The 15,724-nt window shown below is 38.3% G+C and carries 17 protein-coding genes; 6 read left to right on the plus strand and 11 right to left on the minus strand.

Features of this window, described 5'->3' with window-relative positions; all coding sequences use genetic code 11:
* Positions 1–32: 32 nt before the first annotated feature.
* Positions 33–623, minus strand: coding sequence for a ribonuclease T (rnt, locus tag MS2017_RS06125; protein ID WP_071563799.1), 591 nt, complete (start codon positions 621–623; stop codon positions 33–35).
* The gene (locus tag MS2017_RS06130; RefSeq protein ID WP_241156908.1) at positions 613–987 is read right to left on the minus strand and encodes a GNAT family N-acetyltransferase; all 375 of its coding nucleotides are present in this window, start codon (positions 985–987) and stop codon (positions 613–615) included. Before MS2017_RS06130 ends, rnt begins: the two co-directional genes overlap by 11 nt.
* A 137-nt stretch (positions 988–1,124) precedes the next feature.
* On the opposite strand from MS2017_RS06130, the gene ilvD reads away from it, so the two are divergent.
* Complete coding sequence (gene ilvD / locus MS2017_RS06135) at positions 1,125–2,792, plus strand: dihydroxy-acid dehydratase (protein ID WP_122951614.1); 1,668 nt, start codon at positions 1,125–1,127, stop codon at positions 2,790–2,792.
* A 98-nt stretch (positions 2,793–2,890) separates the two neighbouring features.
* Here ilvD and MS2017_RS06140 read toward each other — a convergent pair whose 3' ends face one another.
* The 9 genes from MS2017_RS06140 to MS2017_RS11310 all read right to left on the minus strand — a co-directional run bounded on the left by MS2017_RS06140 (position 2,891) and on the right by MS2017_RS11310 (position 11,364).
* On the minus strand, positions 2,891–3,169 hold the full coding sequence (locus MS2017_RS06140; RefSeq protein WP_122951615.1) for a hypothetical protein: 279 nt from the start codon (positions 3,167–3,169) through the stop codon (positions 2,891–2,893).
* A 321-nt stretch (positions 3,170–3,490) separates the two neighbouring features.
* Positions 3,491–5,608, minus strand: coding sequence for a ribonuclease R (gene rnr / locus MS2017_RS06145; protein WP_076982486.1), 2,118 nt, complete (start codon positions 5,606–5,608; stop codon positions 3,491–3,493).
* Between the two features lie 7 nt (positions 5,609–5,615).
* Complete coding sequence (locus MS2017_RS06150; RefSeq protein WP_122951616.1) at positions 5,616–6,935, minus strand: adenylosuccinate synthase; 1,320 nt, start codon at positions 6,933–6,935, stop codon at positions 5,616–5,618.
* Between the two features lie 9 nt (positions 6,936–6,944).
* Positions 6,945–7,904, minus strand: coding sequence for an ATP phosphoribosyltransferase regulatory subunit (locus MS2017_RS06155; RefSeq protein WP_122951617.1), 960 nt, complete (start codon positions 7,902–7,904; stop codon positions 6,945–6,947).
* Positions 7,905–7,909: 5 nt separating this feature from the next.
* Positions 7,910–8,755, minus strand: a complete 846-nt coding sequence (gene hflC / locus MS2017_RS06160) for a protease modulator HflC (RefSeq protein WP_122951618.1) — start codon at positions 8,753–8,755, stop codon at positions 7,910–7,912.
* Entirely contained in the window at positions 8,755–9,918 is a 1,164-nt protein-coding gene (gene hflK, locus MS2017_RS06165; RefSeq protein WP_122951619.1) for an FtsH protease activity modulator HflK, read from the minus strand. The genes hflC and hflK overlap by 1 nt, the downstream gene beginning before the upstream one ends.
* Before the next feature lie 201 nt (positions 9,919–10,119).
* Entirely contained in the window at positions 10,120–10,266 is a 147-nt protein-coding gene (locus MS2017_RS11305; RefSeq protein ID WP_164707636.1) for a hypothetical protein, read from the minus strand.
* A 28-nt stretch (positions 10,267–10,294) separates the two neighbouring features.
* Complete coding sequence (locus MS2017_RS06175; protein ID WP_071563791.1) at positions 10,295–11,032, minus strand: hypothetical protein; 738 nt, start codon at positions 11,030–11,032, stop codon at positions 10,295–10,297.
* Positions 11,033–11,214: 182 nt separating this feature from the next.
* Entirely contained in the window at positions 11,215–11,364 is a 150-nt protein-coding gene (locus MS2017_RS11310) for a hypothetical protein (RefSeq protein WP_164707637.1), read from the minus strand.
* Between the two features lie 90 nt (positions 11,365–11,454).
* On the opposite strand from MS2017_RS11310, the gene MS2017_RS06180 reads away from it, so the two are divergent.
* Genes MS2017_RS06180 through rpmF form a run of 5 tightly spaced genes read left to right on the plus strand, consistent with a single transcriptional unit; the run spans position 11,455 to position 15,721 of the window.
* Complete coding sequence (locus tag MS2017_RS06180; protein WP_122951621.1) at positions 11,455–13,620, plus strand: LPS-assembly protein LptD; 2,166 nt, start codon at positions 11,455–11,457, stop codon at positions 13,618–13,620.
* A gap of 34 nt (positions 13,621–13,654) precedes the next feature.
* Positions 13,655–14,215 (plus strand): SurA N-terminal domain-containing protein, encoded by a 561-nt coding sequence (locus MS2017_RS06185; protein WP_158009254.1) that lies wholly within the window; start codon positions 13,655–13,657, stop codon positions 14,213–14,215.
* Positions 14,216–14,227: 12 nt separating this feature from the next.
* Positions 14,228–14,971 (plus strand): 23S rRNA (guanosine(2251)-2'-O)-methyltransferase RlmB, encoded by a 744-nt coding sequence (gene rlmB, locus MS2017_RS06190; RefSeq protein WP_071563788.1) that lies wholly within the window; start codon positions 14,228–14,230, stop codon positions 14,969–14,971.
* Positions 14,972–15,013: 42 nt separating this feature from the next.
* Positions 15,014–15,520 carry a YceD family protein gene (locus tag MS2017_RS06195; RefSeq protein ID WP_241156909.1) on the plus strand — a complete coding sequence of 169 codons (507 nt, stop codon included), beginning with the start codon at positions 15,014–15,016 and terminating at the stop codon, positions 15,518–15,520.
* 3 nt (positions 15,521–15,523) lie between these two features.
* Entirely contained in the window at positions 15,524–15,721 is a 198-nt protein-coding gene (rpmF, locus tag MS2017_RS06200; RefSeq protein WP_071563786.1) for a 50S ribosomal protein L32, read from the plus strand.
* Positions 15,722–15,724: the final 3 nt, after the last annotated feature.

The raw sequence follows: 15,724 nt of genomic DNA on the forward strand, positions 1-15,724 counted from the left end.
AATGGGTGGTTATTCATATTTGTGCAAAGGTCTCAATTATACGATTGAGCATTGAAAATTTGACAAAAAAGTTCAGCAGTTTTTTGCGTGTCATAAAGTGCAGAATGAGCACTGGCATCATTCCACTCAATATTAGCCACACGCATTGCCTTAGCCAGAACAGTTTCGCCATAATATAACGCTGAAAGGCTAACCGTATCAATGGTTGAAAATTGATGAAAAGGACTTTTAAGTTTGCTTCTTTCAGTGGCAGCACGCAAAAAACCTAAATCAAAAAAAGCATTGTGCCCAACTAAAATAGCACGAGTGCATACTTCGTTTTTCATTTCCGCATGAACAGATTGAAAAATCTCATTAAGCGCCTGTTTTTCAGTAACTGCCATACGCAATGGATTGTACACATCAATGCCGTTAAATTTGAGGGCTGCCGATTCAAGATTGGCACCTTTAAAGGGCTCTATATGAAAATGCTGCGGGTCTTTTGGGTAAAAAATACCGTCATCATTAATGCCAATTATAATGGCACAAATCTCAAGCATAGCATCGGTTTTCTCATTAAAACCACCCGTTTCTATGTCAATTACAACGGGTAAATAGCCCCGAATGCGTTCTTTAATTTTCATGACGAATGTCCTTAAAAAAGATAGATGAATTACGCTGATAGTCAAATAAGTCTTGGCGTTTTTTTGGCAATTCGCTAATTTCCATTTCTACAAAACCTTGCTTTAAAAACCAATCGGCGTTATGTTTAGACAAGGCAAATACTTTGGAAAGATTACCAGCAAATGCTTTTTGTATGACTTTATTTAATAAGCCAACTGAAACCCCTTGATTTTGCACTTGTTCCGATACTGCCAAAGCATAAATTTCACCCATGCCGCCTTCTTGACAATTTTTTAACCCCACACAAGCAACCAATTTTCCAGACCGCTCAATCCATACAAAATCTGTAATATTACTGTTAATTTGTGCATAAGTTCTGGGCAAAATCTTACCCTCCTTAACAAAAGGGGTGATTAAGTTCAATATTTGTTGCGCTATATCCAATTGGGTTTTAAAAAAGGCGTTGAGAAAGGTTTTATTTTAGTCTAAAATTCAGTGCTTTATATCTAATACAAATGATTATGTCTTCAAATTCAAGAAAATATTCCTCTCAAGTGGTTGATGGCTATGAACGAGCACCCAGTCGCGCCATGTTATATCCTGTTGGTTTTAAAAAAGAGGATTTTAACAAACCTCAAGTGGGCATAGCAAGCACATGGTCAATGGTAACGCCGTGCAATATGCACATTAACAAACTGGCTGATGAAGCAGAAAAAGGCGTTAATACTGCGGGTGGCAAAGGTGTTATTTTTAATACTATTACTATTTCAGATGGCATTTCTATGGGGTCTGAGGGGATGAAATACTCTCTAGTTTCTCGTGAAGTGATTGCCGATTCCATTGAAACTGTGGTTGGCTGCCAAGGTTTTGATGGCGTGGTTGCGATTGGGGGATGTGATAAAAATATGCCCGGTTGTATTATTGGTCTAGCGCGCCTTAATCGCCCAAGTATTTTCGTTTACGGTGGCACGATTCAACCGGGTGAAAATCATACTGATGTGGTGAGTGTATTTGAAGCGGTGGGTCAATACGCCAATAATGCAATTGATGCAATTGAATTGGAAAACATTGAAAAAACAGCCATCCCGGGTGCAGGATCTTGTGGCGGTATGTACACAGCAAATACCATGGCAAGTGCAATTGAAGCATTGGGCATGAGTTTGCCAAATTCTTCTGCCCAAGATGCCATTTCAGCGGACAAAAATAACGATTGTATTCGTGCGGGTGAGGCGGTACTTCATTTATTAGAAAAAGACATTAAGCCAAATGACATTATGACAATGAATGCATTCGAAAATGCAATTACTGTGATTATTGCCCTAGGTGGCTCTACCAATGCAGTTTTGCACTTGATTGCCATGGCCAATGCCGCTGGTGTTAATTTAACCATTGACGACTTTACTCGTATTGGTAAAAATGTACCTGTGATTGCCGACCTTAAGCCATCGGGAAAATATATGATGAGTGAGTTGGTGGAAATTGGTGGCACGCTACCCCTGATGAAAATGTTATTAAAAGCGGGATTGTTACACGGCGATTGCATGACAGTTACCGGTCAAACTATGGCGCAAAACTTAGAAAATGTTAAGCCCTATGCCGATTCTCAAGACATCATCAGGGCGCTAGATAATCCCATTAAAAAAGATTCACATCTTAGAATTTTGCGTGGCAATCTTGCTGCTGATGGTGCAGTGGCAAAAATCACTGGCAAAGAAGGCTTGAGTTTTAGAGGGGTGGCAAAATGTTTTGGCCGCGAAGAAGAGGCGCTAGCAGCAATTTTAGACGATGATATTCAGGCGGGTGATGTTATTGTTATTCGCTACGAAGGCCCTGCTGGTGGCCCTGGTATGCGTGAAATGCTTGCCCCTACTTCTGCCGTTATGGGTAAAGGTTTGGGGGGTAAAGTTGCTCTTATTACCGATGGTCGTTTCTCTGGTGGCACTCATGGTTTTGTGGTAGGTCACATTACTCCAGAAGCCTTTAAAGGTGGCGTGCTGGCTGTGGTTGAAGATGGCGATGAAATTTTAATCGATGCCGAAAATAACAGCTTGGAACTCTTGGTTGAGCAATCTGTTATTGATAAACGCCTGTCTCATTGGATACAGCCCAAACCAAACTACACCAAAGGTGTATTGGCTAAGTTTGCCAAATTGGCCCAATCTGCTTCCAAAGGTGCAGTAACTGATTAATATTCAAATTCAATCGAATACTATTTTTCAAAAAATAAACAACATGAGACCTTTGTGTAAATACAACGATTGGTAAAATGCAATTTTTGTTTTAAACCTTATGAAATTTCTGTATTAGATATGGCTGTCGAACAAAGGACAAATTTTATTAGAATATCATTGTCTGTGCTAGTAACAAAAATTTCATCGTTGTGGCTACCTGTAAGTGTATTAGCATTTTTGTCGCCTAAATAGCCAATGTCGTATTTTGAATTGCTACTAAGTTTTGTTAAATGAAGTCCTTGGTGTCGGTTTTTTTTGAAGATAATATAAGATTTAACTGTGCTGAATTTTCCATCTGAGTCAGCCTGATAAGCACCGACAAGCAAACCATCCAAACCATCGCCCTTCAGATCGCTGCACTGAAAACTGAGTAACCACTTTCATCGATTTGCTCCTCTCCATTGACAACAAAACCGTTTGTGTTTGTATTGTATGTTGCCCCTTTAACGACAATAACAATTTCTTGGTTAAGTTGCTCGATGGCTTTTTGTACTTTGCCTTATTAGAACTCTGATTTTTTTGTGACAATCATCTACCCAGTTGCTAAAAACAAATTTATTACATCAAATAAAGACTTTTATAATAAATATAGATAATTAACAAAACTCAATAAGATCAACAGCACTTACTAATGACAGGCGACTCTATTTTTGAATTCAGGTAGAAGGTATAAACACCATTTGCCTATCATCTAAATTAACAGAAGCCACTTGAACCTTTATAGTGTCGCCAAGTTGAAAAGTTTTACCTGTGCGCTCACCTTTAAGTTTGTGGTGAATATCATCAAAAGCATAGTAATCATCTTTCATATCACGAATAGAAATCATGCCTTCGGTATAAACATCGGTAAGTTCAATAAAGATACCAAAACCCATTACACCAGAAATAATGCCATTGAAAGTTTCACCAACTTTATCACGCATATATTCGCATTTCAGCCATTTTTCCACATCACGAGTGGCTTCGTCTGCTCTGCGCTCTGTTACGGACAATTCGGCACCGAGCTCAACCATTCTCTTGCTTGGTTTTCTGGTTTTTTTAGCCAAAACACGCTTAATGGCACGATGCACCAATAAGTCGGGATAGCGTCTGATTGGGGATGTGAAATGCGTGTAATCTTCAAAGGCTAAACCAAAGTGCCCTTCATTAGCAGGCGTATAAACTGCTTGCTTCATTGTGCGTAACACAACAGTTTTAATGATATTTTCATCGTCTCGCCCTTTGGCATTTTCTAATACTTTGGCAAAGTGCTTGGTTTCTGGTTGTTCGCCACCTTCTAAGGTTAAGCCGACAGCAGTCAAAAATTGACGAGTAACCTCGACCTTTTCTGCGGTTGGCTTAGGGTGAATACGATACAAGAAATCTTCATCATTTTTAGCCAAATACTTTGCTGTGGCTTGGTTTGCCATAAGCATACATTCTTCAATAAGTTTGTGTGCATCGTTACGAGAAGTGGCAACGATGTTGCTAATTTTGCCTTTATCATCAAACAGAATTTGTGTTTCAATGCGGTCAAAATCCATGACGCCTCGTCGAGTTCTGGCATCTTTTAAGGCTTTATATAAATCATACAAGGCATTTAAATTACCCATAACACTCGCATACTCTTGTGTTAATGCTGGGTCGTGGTCTTCTAAAATCTTACCCACTTTGGTGTAAGTTAGGCGTGCGTGTGAGAACATCACTGCTGAATAAAATTTATAATCAATCAAATTACCTTCTGAATCAATGTTCATTTCGCAAGTCATACACAAGCGCTCTACATCAGGATTAATTGAACACAGCCCATTGGAAATCGCTTCAGGAAGCATCGGCACTACGCGTCTTGGAAAATAAACCGAATTTCCACGCTCAATTGCATCCATATCAAGCGCCGTTCCCTCTTCAACATAATGAGAAACATCAGCAATAGCAACCACTAATTTCCAACCATTAGAGGTAGGTTCGGCATAAACAGCATCATCAAAATCACGAGAATCTTCGCCATCAATGGTAACCAGTTTCATATCAGTAATATCAACACGGTCTTGCTTATCTTGTGCGGTTACTTCGGTTGGCAAGTGTTCGGTTTGTGCTAAGGCTTCTTCTGAAAAATCCACAGGAATGCCATTACGATAAAGCGCAGCTTCGGTTTCAACACCTTCATCCATATAATCGCCAAGAATTTGAATAATTTTGCCCTTGGCAAGTTCTTTAAGTGTTGGTGCTTCAACGATTTCAACAATAACAATTTGTTCATTTTTATTGTCATCACTAATTTCAGAAATAATAATATTGTTGCAAATGCGTCTATCGTCAACCACTATCCAAGATTTTTCAGAATTAATATGTAAGCGCCCTACTACAGTTTTAAGGCTTTTAAGCACTTCAATAATTTCAGAATCACCACGCTGATCAAGCATTCTTACCTTCACTCTATCGCCATGGAAAACTTGCTTCATTTGATAGGCAGAGAGGCGTAAATCTTTCCCGCCTTCATCCAACACTACAAAACCAAAGCCTTTGGGGTTGGCATTAATAGTGCCAACAACAATGTCTCTTTCCGTATCAAAAATATCATACATACCTTCACGGTTCATGTTTAATTGTCGATCACGAACCATTGCTTTAAGGCGATGTGTTAAAGGTTTTTTTTGCTTACCCGTTACTTCAAGTGCATCGCACAAATCGTAAAATGAATGGGGCTGTTTGGCAATATATTCAAGAATATATTCTCTTGAAGGAATTGGGTTGTCGTACTTGTCTGATTCTCTTTTTTGGTGCGGGTCATTCATAATTTATTTACTCGTCAAATGGATGGTTCAAAATCAGCGTTTCATCTCGATCTGGACCGGTGGATAAAATATCTACAGGCAAATTTGAAAGTTCTTCAATTTTACGAATGTAGTCTTGTGCCTGTTGCGGCAAACCGTCAAATGAATCACTACCAATAGTGGAAGTGTTCCAACCCGGCATTTCAATATAAACAGGTTTAGCGTCAGCGTAACCTTGTGCGTCATACGGTGGTGTGGTAATTTGTTTGCCATTCAACTCATAGGCAATACAAATTTTAATACTGTCTAAAGAATCTAAAACATCTAATTTAGTTAGGCAAATACCCGTAACAGCGTTTAAATTAAATGAGCGATTAAGTGTTACCATATCCAGCCAACCACAACGACGCTGACGCCCCGTAGTTGCACCAAATTCATGACCCACCGTGCCCAACACTTTGCCAATCTCATCACCTTCATCGGTAGCAACATCGTAAATCAATTCTGTTGGAAACGGCCCGCCACCAACACGGGTGGTATAAGCCTTAACAATACCAACAACATAATCAATATCCGTCACACCAACACCTGAACCTGTGACAGCACCACCTGATGTGGTATTTGATGAAGTTACAAAAGGATAAGTGCCTTGATCAATATCAAGCAATGCACCCTGTGCGCCTTCAAATAAGATATTTTCATGGTTGGCAATATGTTGATGAATTTGTTCTGTTACATCTGTAATCATTGGAATTACCGTTTTAGCTTGCGCCAAAGCTTCTACCAAAACAGTGTCGTAATCCAAGGCATCAGCACCATAATAATTACTCAATGCAAAATTATGATACTCCATAACTTCTTTAAGTTTCTCAGCAAACGATTTTAAATCCAATAAATCACCAACACGCAATCCACGACGGGCTACTTTGTCTTCGTACGCAGGGCCAATGCCGTTACCTGTCGTGCCAATTGCAGATTTACCACGCTTAATTTCACGCGCATTATCAAGTGCAACATGATAAGGCATAATCAAAGGACAACCCGGTGAGATTTTGAGGCGCGATTTTGCATCAACGCCAGCCGCATCTAACTCACCCAACTCTTTAATTAGTGCCGACATAGAAAGAACCACACCGTGGCCGATTAAACACTCAACACTATCACGCAAAATGCCGGACGGAATAAGGTGCAATACGGTTTTTTGGCCATCGATAACCAAAGTATGCCCTGCATTGTGTCCGCCTTGAAAGCGCACAACGCTGGCCACTTTGTCCGTGATTAAATCCACTATTTTGCCTTTTCCCTCATCACCCCATTGCGTGCCAATGATGACTACATTTTTTGACATATTAAATTCCTAATTATTTTGTTTTTTTGATAAAAACTTCAAATCAAATGAAAATCCTGTTGCTGCCCTTGATTGCCCAAACGACGCACTCAGTCCATTGTAACGACCCCCTTGTGCCAATGCCTTTGAATAATGCTCGTTATAAGCAGAAAATATAACACCTGTATGATACTCATAAGTTTTAAGTTCGCCAAGATCGAGCACCACTTGAACATTTGCATTACTTAGTTGAGCATTAATGCGAACCAAATCTTCAATTGCTGTCTTCGCTTGCGGAAAATCTTCAAATAAAATCAACGCTTCCTCCAGCACACTCGCATCACCCTCTAAAGTAATCAATGCGCTAAATTTTTCAGGATTTTTTAAAGCATTGTCACTTAAAAATACCGACAAATCTGGCACAGAGCGCTTAACAAAGATTTGCCGAAGTGTCATCGCTTGCTCATCGTCCAACGATTCACTTTCAATTAAAGCGTCAAAAATAGCAACATTCCCTAGACTTAAGGCAATTGGACTGATGGTAAGCAACTTTAAACTCTCAAGCATCAGTTCAATCACCTCAACATCTGCGTCAATGTCATCAGATCCATATAATTCCGCACCTGCTTGAATTGGCGAGCGTGACGCATAAAAATCATCAGCTTTGGTTTGTAAAATAGCATTAATATAACAATACTTTTCTACTTTTCCACTGTCTTTTTTAGCGTCAATGCGTGCAATTTGTGGGGTAATATCAGCGTGTACACCCAGCATTTTACCACTAACAGGATCTAGAAACTTAAAGGTTTTTTCATTCACTGAATCGCTAGTAAGTAACAACGACTCAACATTTTCCACCATCGGTGGAATAACCAGATTAAAACCTTTTTCAACATACAAATCAATTAACTGCCTGCGTATAGATTCAAACACCAGTGCTTTATCGCCGGTCAACTCATCGATGCCTTCAGGTAATTGCCAAGTGCTCACAATAATTATTTAAAGTAACGAAAGAATTCTGTGTTTGGATTTAACACCATAATGTCGTTTCGTCCAGTAAATGATTTTTTGTAAGATTCTAATGCCCGATAGAACGAATAAAACTCTGCATCCTTATTGTAAGCTTCAGCATAGTTACTGGCAGAAGCTGCATCTCCTTCACCTCGAATCTTTTCAGAATCACGATAAGCATTTGCCAAGATAATGGTGCGCTCTTTATCAGCTGCCGCACGAATAATTTCCGCTTCCTCTGCACCTTTTGATCTAAACTCTTTAGCAACACGATGACGCTCTGCTTGCATACGACGATACACCGAATTTAGCACTTCTTGAGACAAGTCAATACGCTTGATACGCACATCAATAATTTCGATACCGAACTTACTAATGTCTTTTTTTGCTAACTGCTTGATGTTTGTCATAATTTCACTACGCTCACCAAAAACCACATCGGCAATGCTGCGCTTAGAAAATTCACTCTTAAGTCCAGTTTTGATGATTTGCGCTAAACGATTATTGGTTCTCACCATATTGCCACCCGTTGACTTGTAAAACTGTTCAGCATCAATAATGCGCCACTTTACATAATAATCAACATTAACATTCTTCTTTTCACCGGTTAAAAAACGCTCTGCAGGGGCATCTAATGTCTGAATGCGATTGTCAAACTTTACCACATTATTAACAAAAGGAGTTTTGAATTTAAGCCCCGGCTTTTGATCAACGGTAATAATTTCACCTAAACGCAACTTAACTGCTATTTGTGTTTCACTCACTGTATATAACGCCGAACTAACAACAAACAGTAAAATCACCAAAATAATTAATATCATTTTTTTCATTATCTAACCTCTCTATTGCGGAAAACATTTCTAATGCTGTTACCCTGTCTAACTTGATCTGACTGTGAATCTTGAACAACAATCTTGTTAGGTTGTGCATTATTATTCAACAACTTGTCAATCGGCAAATACATCATGCTATTTGCCTTTGAATCAACCACCACCTTACTGGTATTCGCCAACACATTTTCCATGGTTTCACGATACAAACGCTCTTTAGTCACCTTGGGCGCCTTTGTGTATTCCGCTAAAATCTGTTTAAAGCGTGATGCCTCACCTTCAGACTTGGAGACTACCTTTGACTTATAGGCTTTGGATTCTTCTAATATGCGTGCTGCTTTACCACGAGATTTTGGCAAAATATCGTTTGCATAAGTTTGTGCTTCATTAATCAAGCGTTGTTTGTCTTCACGCGCTTTTACCGCATCAGAAAACGCCGCTTGCACTGGCTCTGGCGGTTGTGCATCTTGCATATTAACGGTTGTGATCCTTAAACCTACCTGATAAACATCAAGCAATTCTTGTGATTTTTCCTTAATACTGTCTGCAATTGCCACACGACCTTCGGTTAAGACATAGTCCATAGAATTTTTACCAACCACTTGACGGATAGCGCTTTCAACCACTTGGCGCAAAGTCATCTTAGGATTAGCAACATTAAATAAATACGCTTGAGCATCATTAATTCTATATTGTACGGCAAACTTAGCGTTAATCATATTTTCACCTTTGGTTAACATTAGTGATTCAGACGACACATTGCCACCACGACGATTTCTAACAGCATCTCTATAGCCAATTTGCATGTCTTGAATTTCTTCAACATTAACACGACTTAAGCTCTCAATTGGATACGGAAAATGCCAATGTGGACCTTGTCCAGTTTCCTCTTGAAACGCACCAAAACGCAATACCACACCTTTTTCAGCAGGGTCAATAATATAAACACCGGACGCAAGCCATAACAACAAGCCAATAATAAAGATATATTTGGCGCCTCCTGCTGATGGTGTGATAGATTTTTCAGAATTTGAATTTGAGCGTGGTTTGCCACCAAAAATACCACTAAATTTATCTTTAAAATCTCTAATTACTTCATCTAACTCAGGTGGCGTCTGACCATTGCCGCCCCAAGGATTCTTTTTATCATCATTCCAAGCCATATGCTTTATCCATTTATTAAATTACAAAATTCCCAACCATTTTACCCAAAGCATTTTCACTAATGACCCTTTTATTTATTATATTTTTTAGAAAAATTTGCATAATTAATGGATGATTAGAAAAATTCAATTTTTGCCAAATTGATGATTTTCTTAAACATTGAATAATAAAAAGCCCCAAATTAATGGGGCCATTATTATTTAGAGACCTTTGCATAAACATGGATGATTAACAAAATTCAATTTTTGCCCACTTGGTAATTTTCTTAAATATTGTCCTAGCAGGGCTAAGGCTGGGTTTAAAAAATTACCAAGTGGGTGAAACGAGAATTCTTGATGATTATTCATATTTATGCAAAGGTCTCACTTATGGTGCTTATTGCGTATTTGTTTCTGGCGGGGCTATGCTTCTTATATTCTGTTTAGCGTTATCTATTATTGCATTAAGATCGTCAACACTCCACACAGGTCTTCTACTACCAACCTTAAACTGATTGTGCCATTCTTTACCATAACCAACACTTATTAATAAATCACGCAAACTATAGCCTGTTTTGTAACTTTGTACTTCTAAATCAACAATGAATCTACCCCACCTATCTTTAACAACAGGGTCTGACATATACACCATTCTATTTAATAGAATATATTCTACATACTCCTTAACAACAGCGCCTGCTTTAACATGTAGATCTTTATACGCCTCTGTCATATTTTCATAATCAGCATCAAACCTACAGCAAATGTGTCTTTTAACGACTTCTGGCGTGTCTATACCTTTAAGCATAACTTTAATTTCAGCCCCGTCATACTCAACTAAGAAATAGCCATCGCCGCTCTGTACTTTTTTTACCAAGGTATTTACTTTTTTTACTGCAGCCTCATCATGAGGTTCTTCTCTTTGCTCACTTGCTATATATGCAGCACTTCCTTCATCTACCCAATCCAAAAAAACATCTCTGTCTTCAACATCCTTAGCCTTGTCATAAACAGGAGTCCAGCGAGCAGATTTCTTTGACTCAGTATAGGTAGTCCATTCTGCCTGAACAGATAACCCAAATACCATAAATAACAACCCAGCGAGAATTAAAACGCTACTATAACTTTTTTTCATCTTTTATCCTTATTTTTAAGCATTATTGCACCGAAAACCCCCAATTAAGGGGGGTAAATATATTATATAGATACTATGCACTTGGTACTGTATCAGCAGTTTTTTCTACTACTTCATCGTTTGCAACATCTTGAATTACTTGCTTATCTAACAGTTCATCCTTGACTTCTAACCCCTCAACTTTAATTATAATAACAGATTTTTTCAGCAGCATTCCACTTCTTTAGTTTTAGCAACAATCTCAGCCTCTTCAAGTCTTGCCCCAGTAGGACTAAGACTGGGTTTGAAAAATGACTAAGTGGGTAAAAAGTGGCTTCTTGATAATTACTCATATTTATGCAAAGGTTTCTAATAGTTAAAAAATAAACGCAGATAATGTTAAAATTTGCAATTATTTTATTACACTAATTTGGGGTTATTTAATGAGAAGGCAACTTGCTCTTTTTATATTTGTTTGGTTGCCGAGCGTGGTCAGCGCACAAGAAATAGAGCATGCTATTAGTTGCAACAACACGCCATTGCTTTTCCCCAAACAAGTTCTTACCACAGACGCTAAAAATATTAAGGTAGTTGCAGATTACAGTGAGGGCAACAAGGGTAACTATTTGCTAACTGGCAACGCCTCTTTAAATTCAGCCGAATTTTATCTATCAGCAGATAAAATCATGGTAGAAAAAACCACCGAAGCTTCAAGCGCCAGTGGCAATGTTAAATTCCAAGGCAAGCAAATTATGCTTACTGCTGACAACATTCTTATTAAAAAGCAAGGTGCGGTAACGCAGTCTATTTTTGAGCAAGCTCAATACCATTATATAGGTACTAAAATTAATGGACAGGCAAAAAAAATTACCAACGATGGCAGTAAGCAAACCTTTGATTCAATGACTTATAGTTTATGTCCAATAGGCAACACAGACTGGCAAGTAAAAGCAAATAAAGTTACAATCAACCCAAAAACTAACCGTGGCATTGCTGAAAATGTGACCATTGAATTTATGGGTGTGCCAATCTTTTATACGCCACATCATGAATGGATACTAAAAGGCAGAGATTCTGGTTTTTTAATACCAAGCATCAGCCGTTATACCGAATCAGATTCTAGTGAAAATAAAGGTTATCAGTTTCGTATTCCTTACTATTTTAATCTTGCCCCTGAGCGAGATTTTTTATTAACACTTAATCAACTCACTACTCGAGGTAGTGTCATCGAAGGCACATACCGTCAATTATTAAACAAAGGTCGTGTTGAAATTCAAGGCCATTATCTCAATCAAGACAAAATAAAAAAGAGCAACCGATGGTTACTCAATACACAATTAGATCTTTCTTTAAACGATAAAACTGAATTAACCCTTATCACTAATCGCGTGTCTGACCGTGAATACTTTAAAGAAATTACCCATGAAAATACAGATAAAACCACACTAATGTCCTCCATCAATGTGGCCTATGAAAACAAAAAAAACAATCTGAGCGCATCAATATTTGCTGAGAACGAACAATTACTCTCTGGCAATGCAGAATACACCCGTATGCCCGAAATTTCCCTTAGTAAAAAAATCACAAATCCAGACAATAGGGAAATTAATCTTTCGATAATAGGCACCAAGTTTAAACATACAGATGCCACCAAAGAAACAGGTACTCGTATTCATACGCAAGCAGTTTTTGCCCGTAACATTAAAACTGACACTTATTCAATGCGACCTAAATTTGTTGCCTCTAAAACCAAATATTTAATGGATAACAGAGCAAACGAAGGTCGCTCCATATACAGCCTTAACATTGACTCTACATTATTCCTTGAAAGAGACACTCATTTATTTGCTAAAAACTTAACACAAACACTAAACCCAAGATTGGCTTACAACTACACACCAGAAAGAGACCAAAGTGCCTTGGCTAATTTCGATTCTGAAAAAATAAATGCGTCGTATGAAAATCTCTTTTCAGGTAAAAAGTTTACCGGTCTTGACAGAATTAGCAAAACCAACGATATTGTTATTGGTCTAGAATCTGATCTCATTAATAAAAAAACAGGAGCAACCTATTTGGCACTAAAAATTGCACAAGCACGCCACTTAGATGACACAACTTTGGACACAGATGGCAATTTAGTCCCTCAAGACAAATACTCAAATATTGCCACCGATATTGCACTAACTTTAAATAAATTTACATTGGGCAATGCCTTGCAATACGATCCAGATACCAGTAAAATAGCCAAAAGTAGTAGCATGCTTGGCTATGTTGTAAACCCTAAAAAATTCATTAATTTTACACATGAAGATGATGGCGAACAAAGGTCAGCAGGTATATATGGCGCTTACCCAATTACCCAAAAAGTCCATTTATTTGCAGGTATTAACCGCTCGTTAACGGATTCAATTAACAACAAAAAGACCTTTGGTATTGCCTATGAATCTTGTTGTTGGGCAGTGCGTATTGCACATTTTAACGAATACACAAGTACCGGGATTTATGACGAAATAACCAAATTTGAATTAATACTTAAAGGTCTTGCCTCAAGTGACTCTACTTTAGTTGAGCGCCTAAGAAAAGAAATACCAAATTATTTAACCGATTAAACAACTAAAATATGGGGCTCCATTGAAAAATCTATTGACACTTTTACTAACATTTTCGTTGACCACATTCGCTGTGCCAAACAGTATTGTTGCAGTTATCAATGACACCATTATCACCATGGATAATATCAATGATTTAATCGATAAAGACGCCACAACAGAGCAAAAAATAGCGCTAATTGAGCAAAAAATTGACATTGAACTACAACAAGAAAAGATACAAACGCTGGGCATCAAACCCAAACTAGAAATTATTAATGCCGCCCTAGAAAATATTGCCACACGAAACGGCTTAACTTTAGCGCAACTGCGTGCCAACAATCAATTTGCTCAAATTGTTGAAACCGTCACTCAAGACCTTGCGCTTAAAGGGCTGAAACAAATTGTGTTACAACAAAACAACATCACCATAACGCCAGAAGAAATTGACGATGAAATACTCAACAATCCCAAGAAAGACAATATAACAACAGAAGAGCACTGGAATAACATTAAAGCTCAACTTATTTACAACAAGCAAAATGCTTTTTTTCAAAGTTGGGTGAAAAACTTACGCAAAAATGCTTATATAGAAATTTTTAAACACAAGCTATAACCCCTCTTATTTATGTCTAAATCTATCATCATTTTTGGGTTCCACTCAATCCAAGCACAATTAGAAAGCAATCCAGAGTGCTTACTCAAAATCTACACACTGGACAATCGTCACGACAAACGCTTAAATATAATAACCACACAGCTTAATCAGCTCGGCTTTAACACCTTCCCGACCAGTAAACAACAACTGAATAAACTCACCAAGAATCAAGTACACCAAGGTATTGCTGCAGAAATATTGCTACCTACTTTACCCAATCAAGATGGATTGATGAGCCACATTAGCAAACTGGAAAAAACCGCTTTAATACTAATTTTAGACTCCATTCAAGACCCAAGAAATTTAGGTGCTTGCTTGCGTAGTGCCAATGCTGCCGGTGTGGACTGTGTCATAATTAACAAGGATGGGTCGGCACCCATTAGTGCACTTGTGCATAAAACTTCAGCCGGCGCACTCAATCAACTCAAAATATTCTCAGTAACAAATCTTGCACGCACAATTAAAGCGCTGAAAGAAAACAATATCTGGGTAATTGGCTTAGATGGTTCAACAGAAACCTCACTCTATCAAGTAGATTTAACCACACCCAGTGCCATTATTATGGGATCTGAAGGCTCAGGGTTGCGCTCATTGACTAAGAAATCTTGCGATCAACTGGCTATGATCCCAATGCAAGGTAACATAGAAAGCCTCAATGTTTCAGTGGCAACGGGGATCGCTCTATTTGAAGCCAGCAGACAGCGATTAAATTAAATGCATAACACTCTTTATTTTTGGTAAAATTATCAGGTTTTTATGATGAAGCAAGGAATACCGGAACAAATTAAACTTTTTAAGTTCGCCACCAAGGCGTTAATCTTCTCACAAGTCTATCAAGTGAGAGATTTCCCTAGGATTAGCGCACTTGCTAGCAATCAAGATGCAGCGGTTAATGTTGCTCTTAATTTTAGCCTTGAAGAAGGTAGGATTCCTTGTGTTAAAGGTGAAATAAAGTTAGATTTGGCACTTACCTGTCAACGGTGCTTAGATGAAGTCAGTGTTCATTTAGAACCCAAGTTTCAGCTTGCTTTCTTAAAAAACGAACAACAAGGGGAGGCGTTAAGTGCAAACTTTGAGACAATTCTGAATACTGACGAGGAATTTTCGACAATAGAATTTATAACGGATGAGGTGTTAATATCTGTGCCGATGACACCTATGCATAAGCATGAGTGCGCATCGTATCAAGACACACAACCAATAAATAAGCAAAAGCGTGAAAATCCTTTTGCAATATTACAACAGTTAAAAAATAAGGAGTAAGAAATGGCCGTACAAAAAAGTAGAAAAACCCCTTCAAAGAGAGGCATGCGTCGCTCACACAATGCATTAAAAAATCCAGCTTTATCTGAAGATCAAGAAACAGGTGAAACACACTTGCGTCACCACATTACCGCTGACGGCTATTACCGTGGCAAACAAGTAATCAACAAAGCAGACGAAATTCCAGAAGTAGAAGCCTAAACA

The organism is Bathymodiolus thermophilus thioautotrophic gill symbiont, from assembly GCF_003711265.1.
Taxonomy (GTDB): Bacteria; Pseudomonadota; Gammaproteobacteria; order PS1; family Pseudothioglobaceae; genus Thiodubiliella.

Excerpts from the sequence above, each read along its gene's own strand:
- rnt (WP_071563799.1), bottom strand. The coding sequence starts at position 623 with ATGAAAATTAAAGAACGCATTCGGGGCTATTTACCCGTTGTAATTGAC.
- ilvD (WP_122951614.1), top strand. The coding sequence starts at position 1,125 with ATGTCTTCAAATTCAAGAAAATATTCCTCTCAAGTGGTTGATGGCTAT.
- rnr (WP_076982486.1), bottom strand. The coding sequence starts at position 5,608 with ATGAATGACCCGCACCAAAAAAGAGAATCAGACAAGTACGACAACCCA.
- MS2017_RS06150 (WP_122951616.1), bottom strand. The coding sequence starts at position 6,935 with ATGTCAAAAAATGTAGTCATCATTGGCACGCAATGGGGTGATGAGGGA.
- hflC (WP_122951618.1), bottom strand. The coding sequence starts at position 8,755 with ATGAAAAAAATGATATTAATTATTTTGGTGATTTTACTGTTTGTTGTT.
- hflK (WP_122951619.1), bottom strand. The coding sequence starts at position 9,918 with ATGGCTTGGAATGATGATAAAAAGAATCCTTGGGGCGGCAATGGTCAG.
- MS2017_RS11305 (WP_164707636.1), bottom strand. The coding sequence starts at position 10,266 with ATGAATAATCATCAAGAATTCTCGTTTCACCCACTTGGTAATTTTTTA.
- MS2017_RS06175 (WP_071563791.1), bottom strand. The coding sequence starts at position 11,032 with ATGAAAAAAAGTTATAGTAGCGTTTTAATTCTCGCTGGGTTGTTATTT.
- MS2017_RS11310 (WP_164707637.1), bottom strand. The coding sequence starts at position 11,364 with ATGAGTAATTATCAAGAAGCCACTTTTTACCCACTTAGTCATTTTTCA.
- MS2017_RS06180 (WP_122951621.1), top strand. The coding sequence starts at position 11,455 with ATGAGAAGGCAACTTGCTCTTTTTATATTTGTTTGGTTGCCGAGCGTG.
- rlmB (WP_071563788.1), top strand. The coding sequence starts at position 14,228 with ATGTCTAAATCTATCATCATTTTTGGGTTCCACTCAATCCAAGCACAA.
- MS2017_RS06195 (WP_241156909.1), top strand. The coding sequence starts at position 15,014 with ATGATGAAGCAAGGAATACCGGAACAAATTAAACTTTTTAAGTTCGCC.
- rpmF (WP_071563786.1), top strand. The coding sequence starts at position 15,524 with ATGGCCGTACAAAAAAGTAGAAAAACCCCTTCAAAGAGAGGCATGCGT.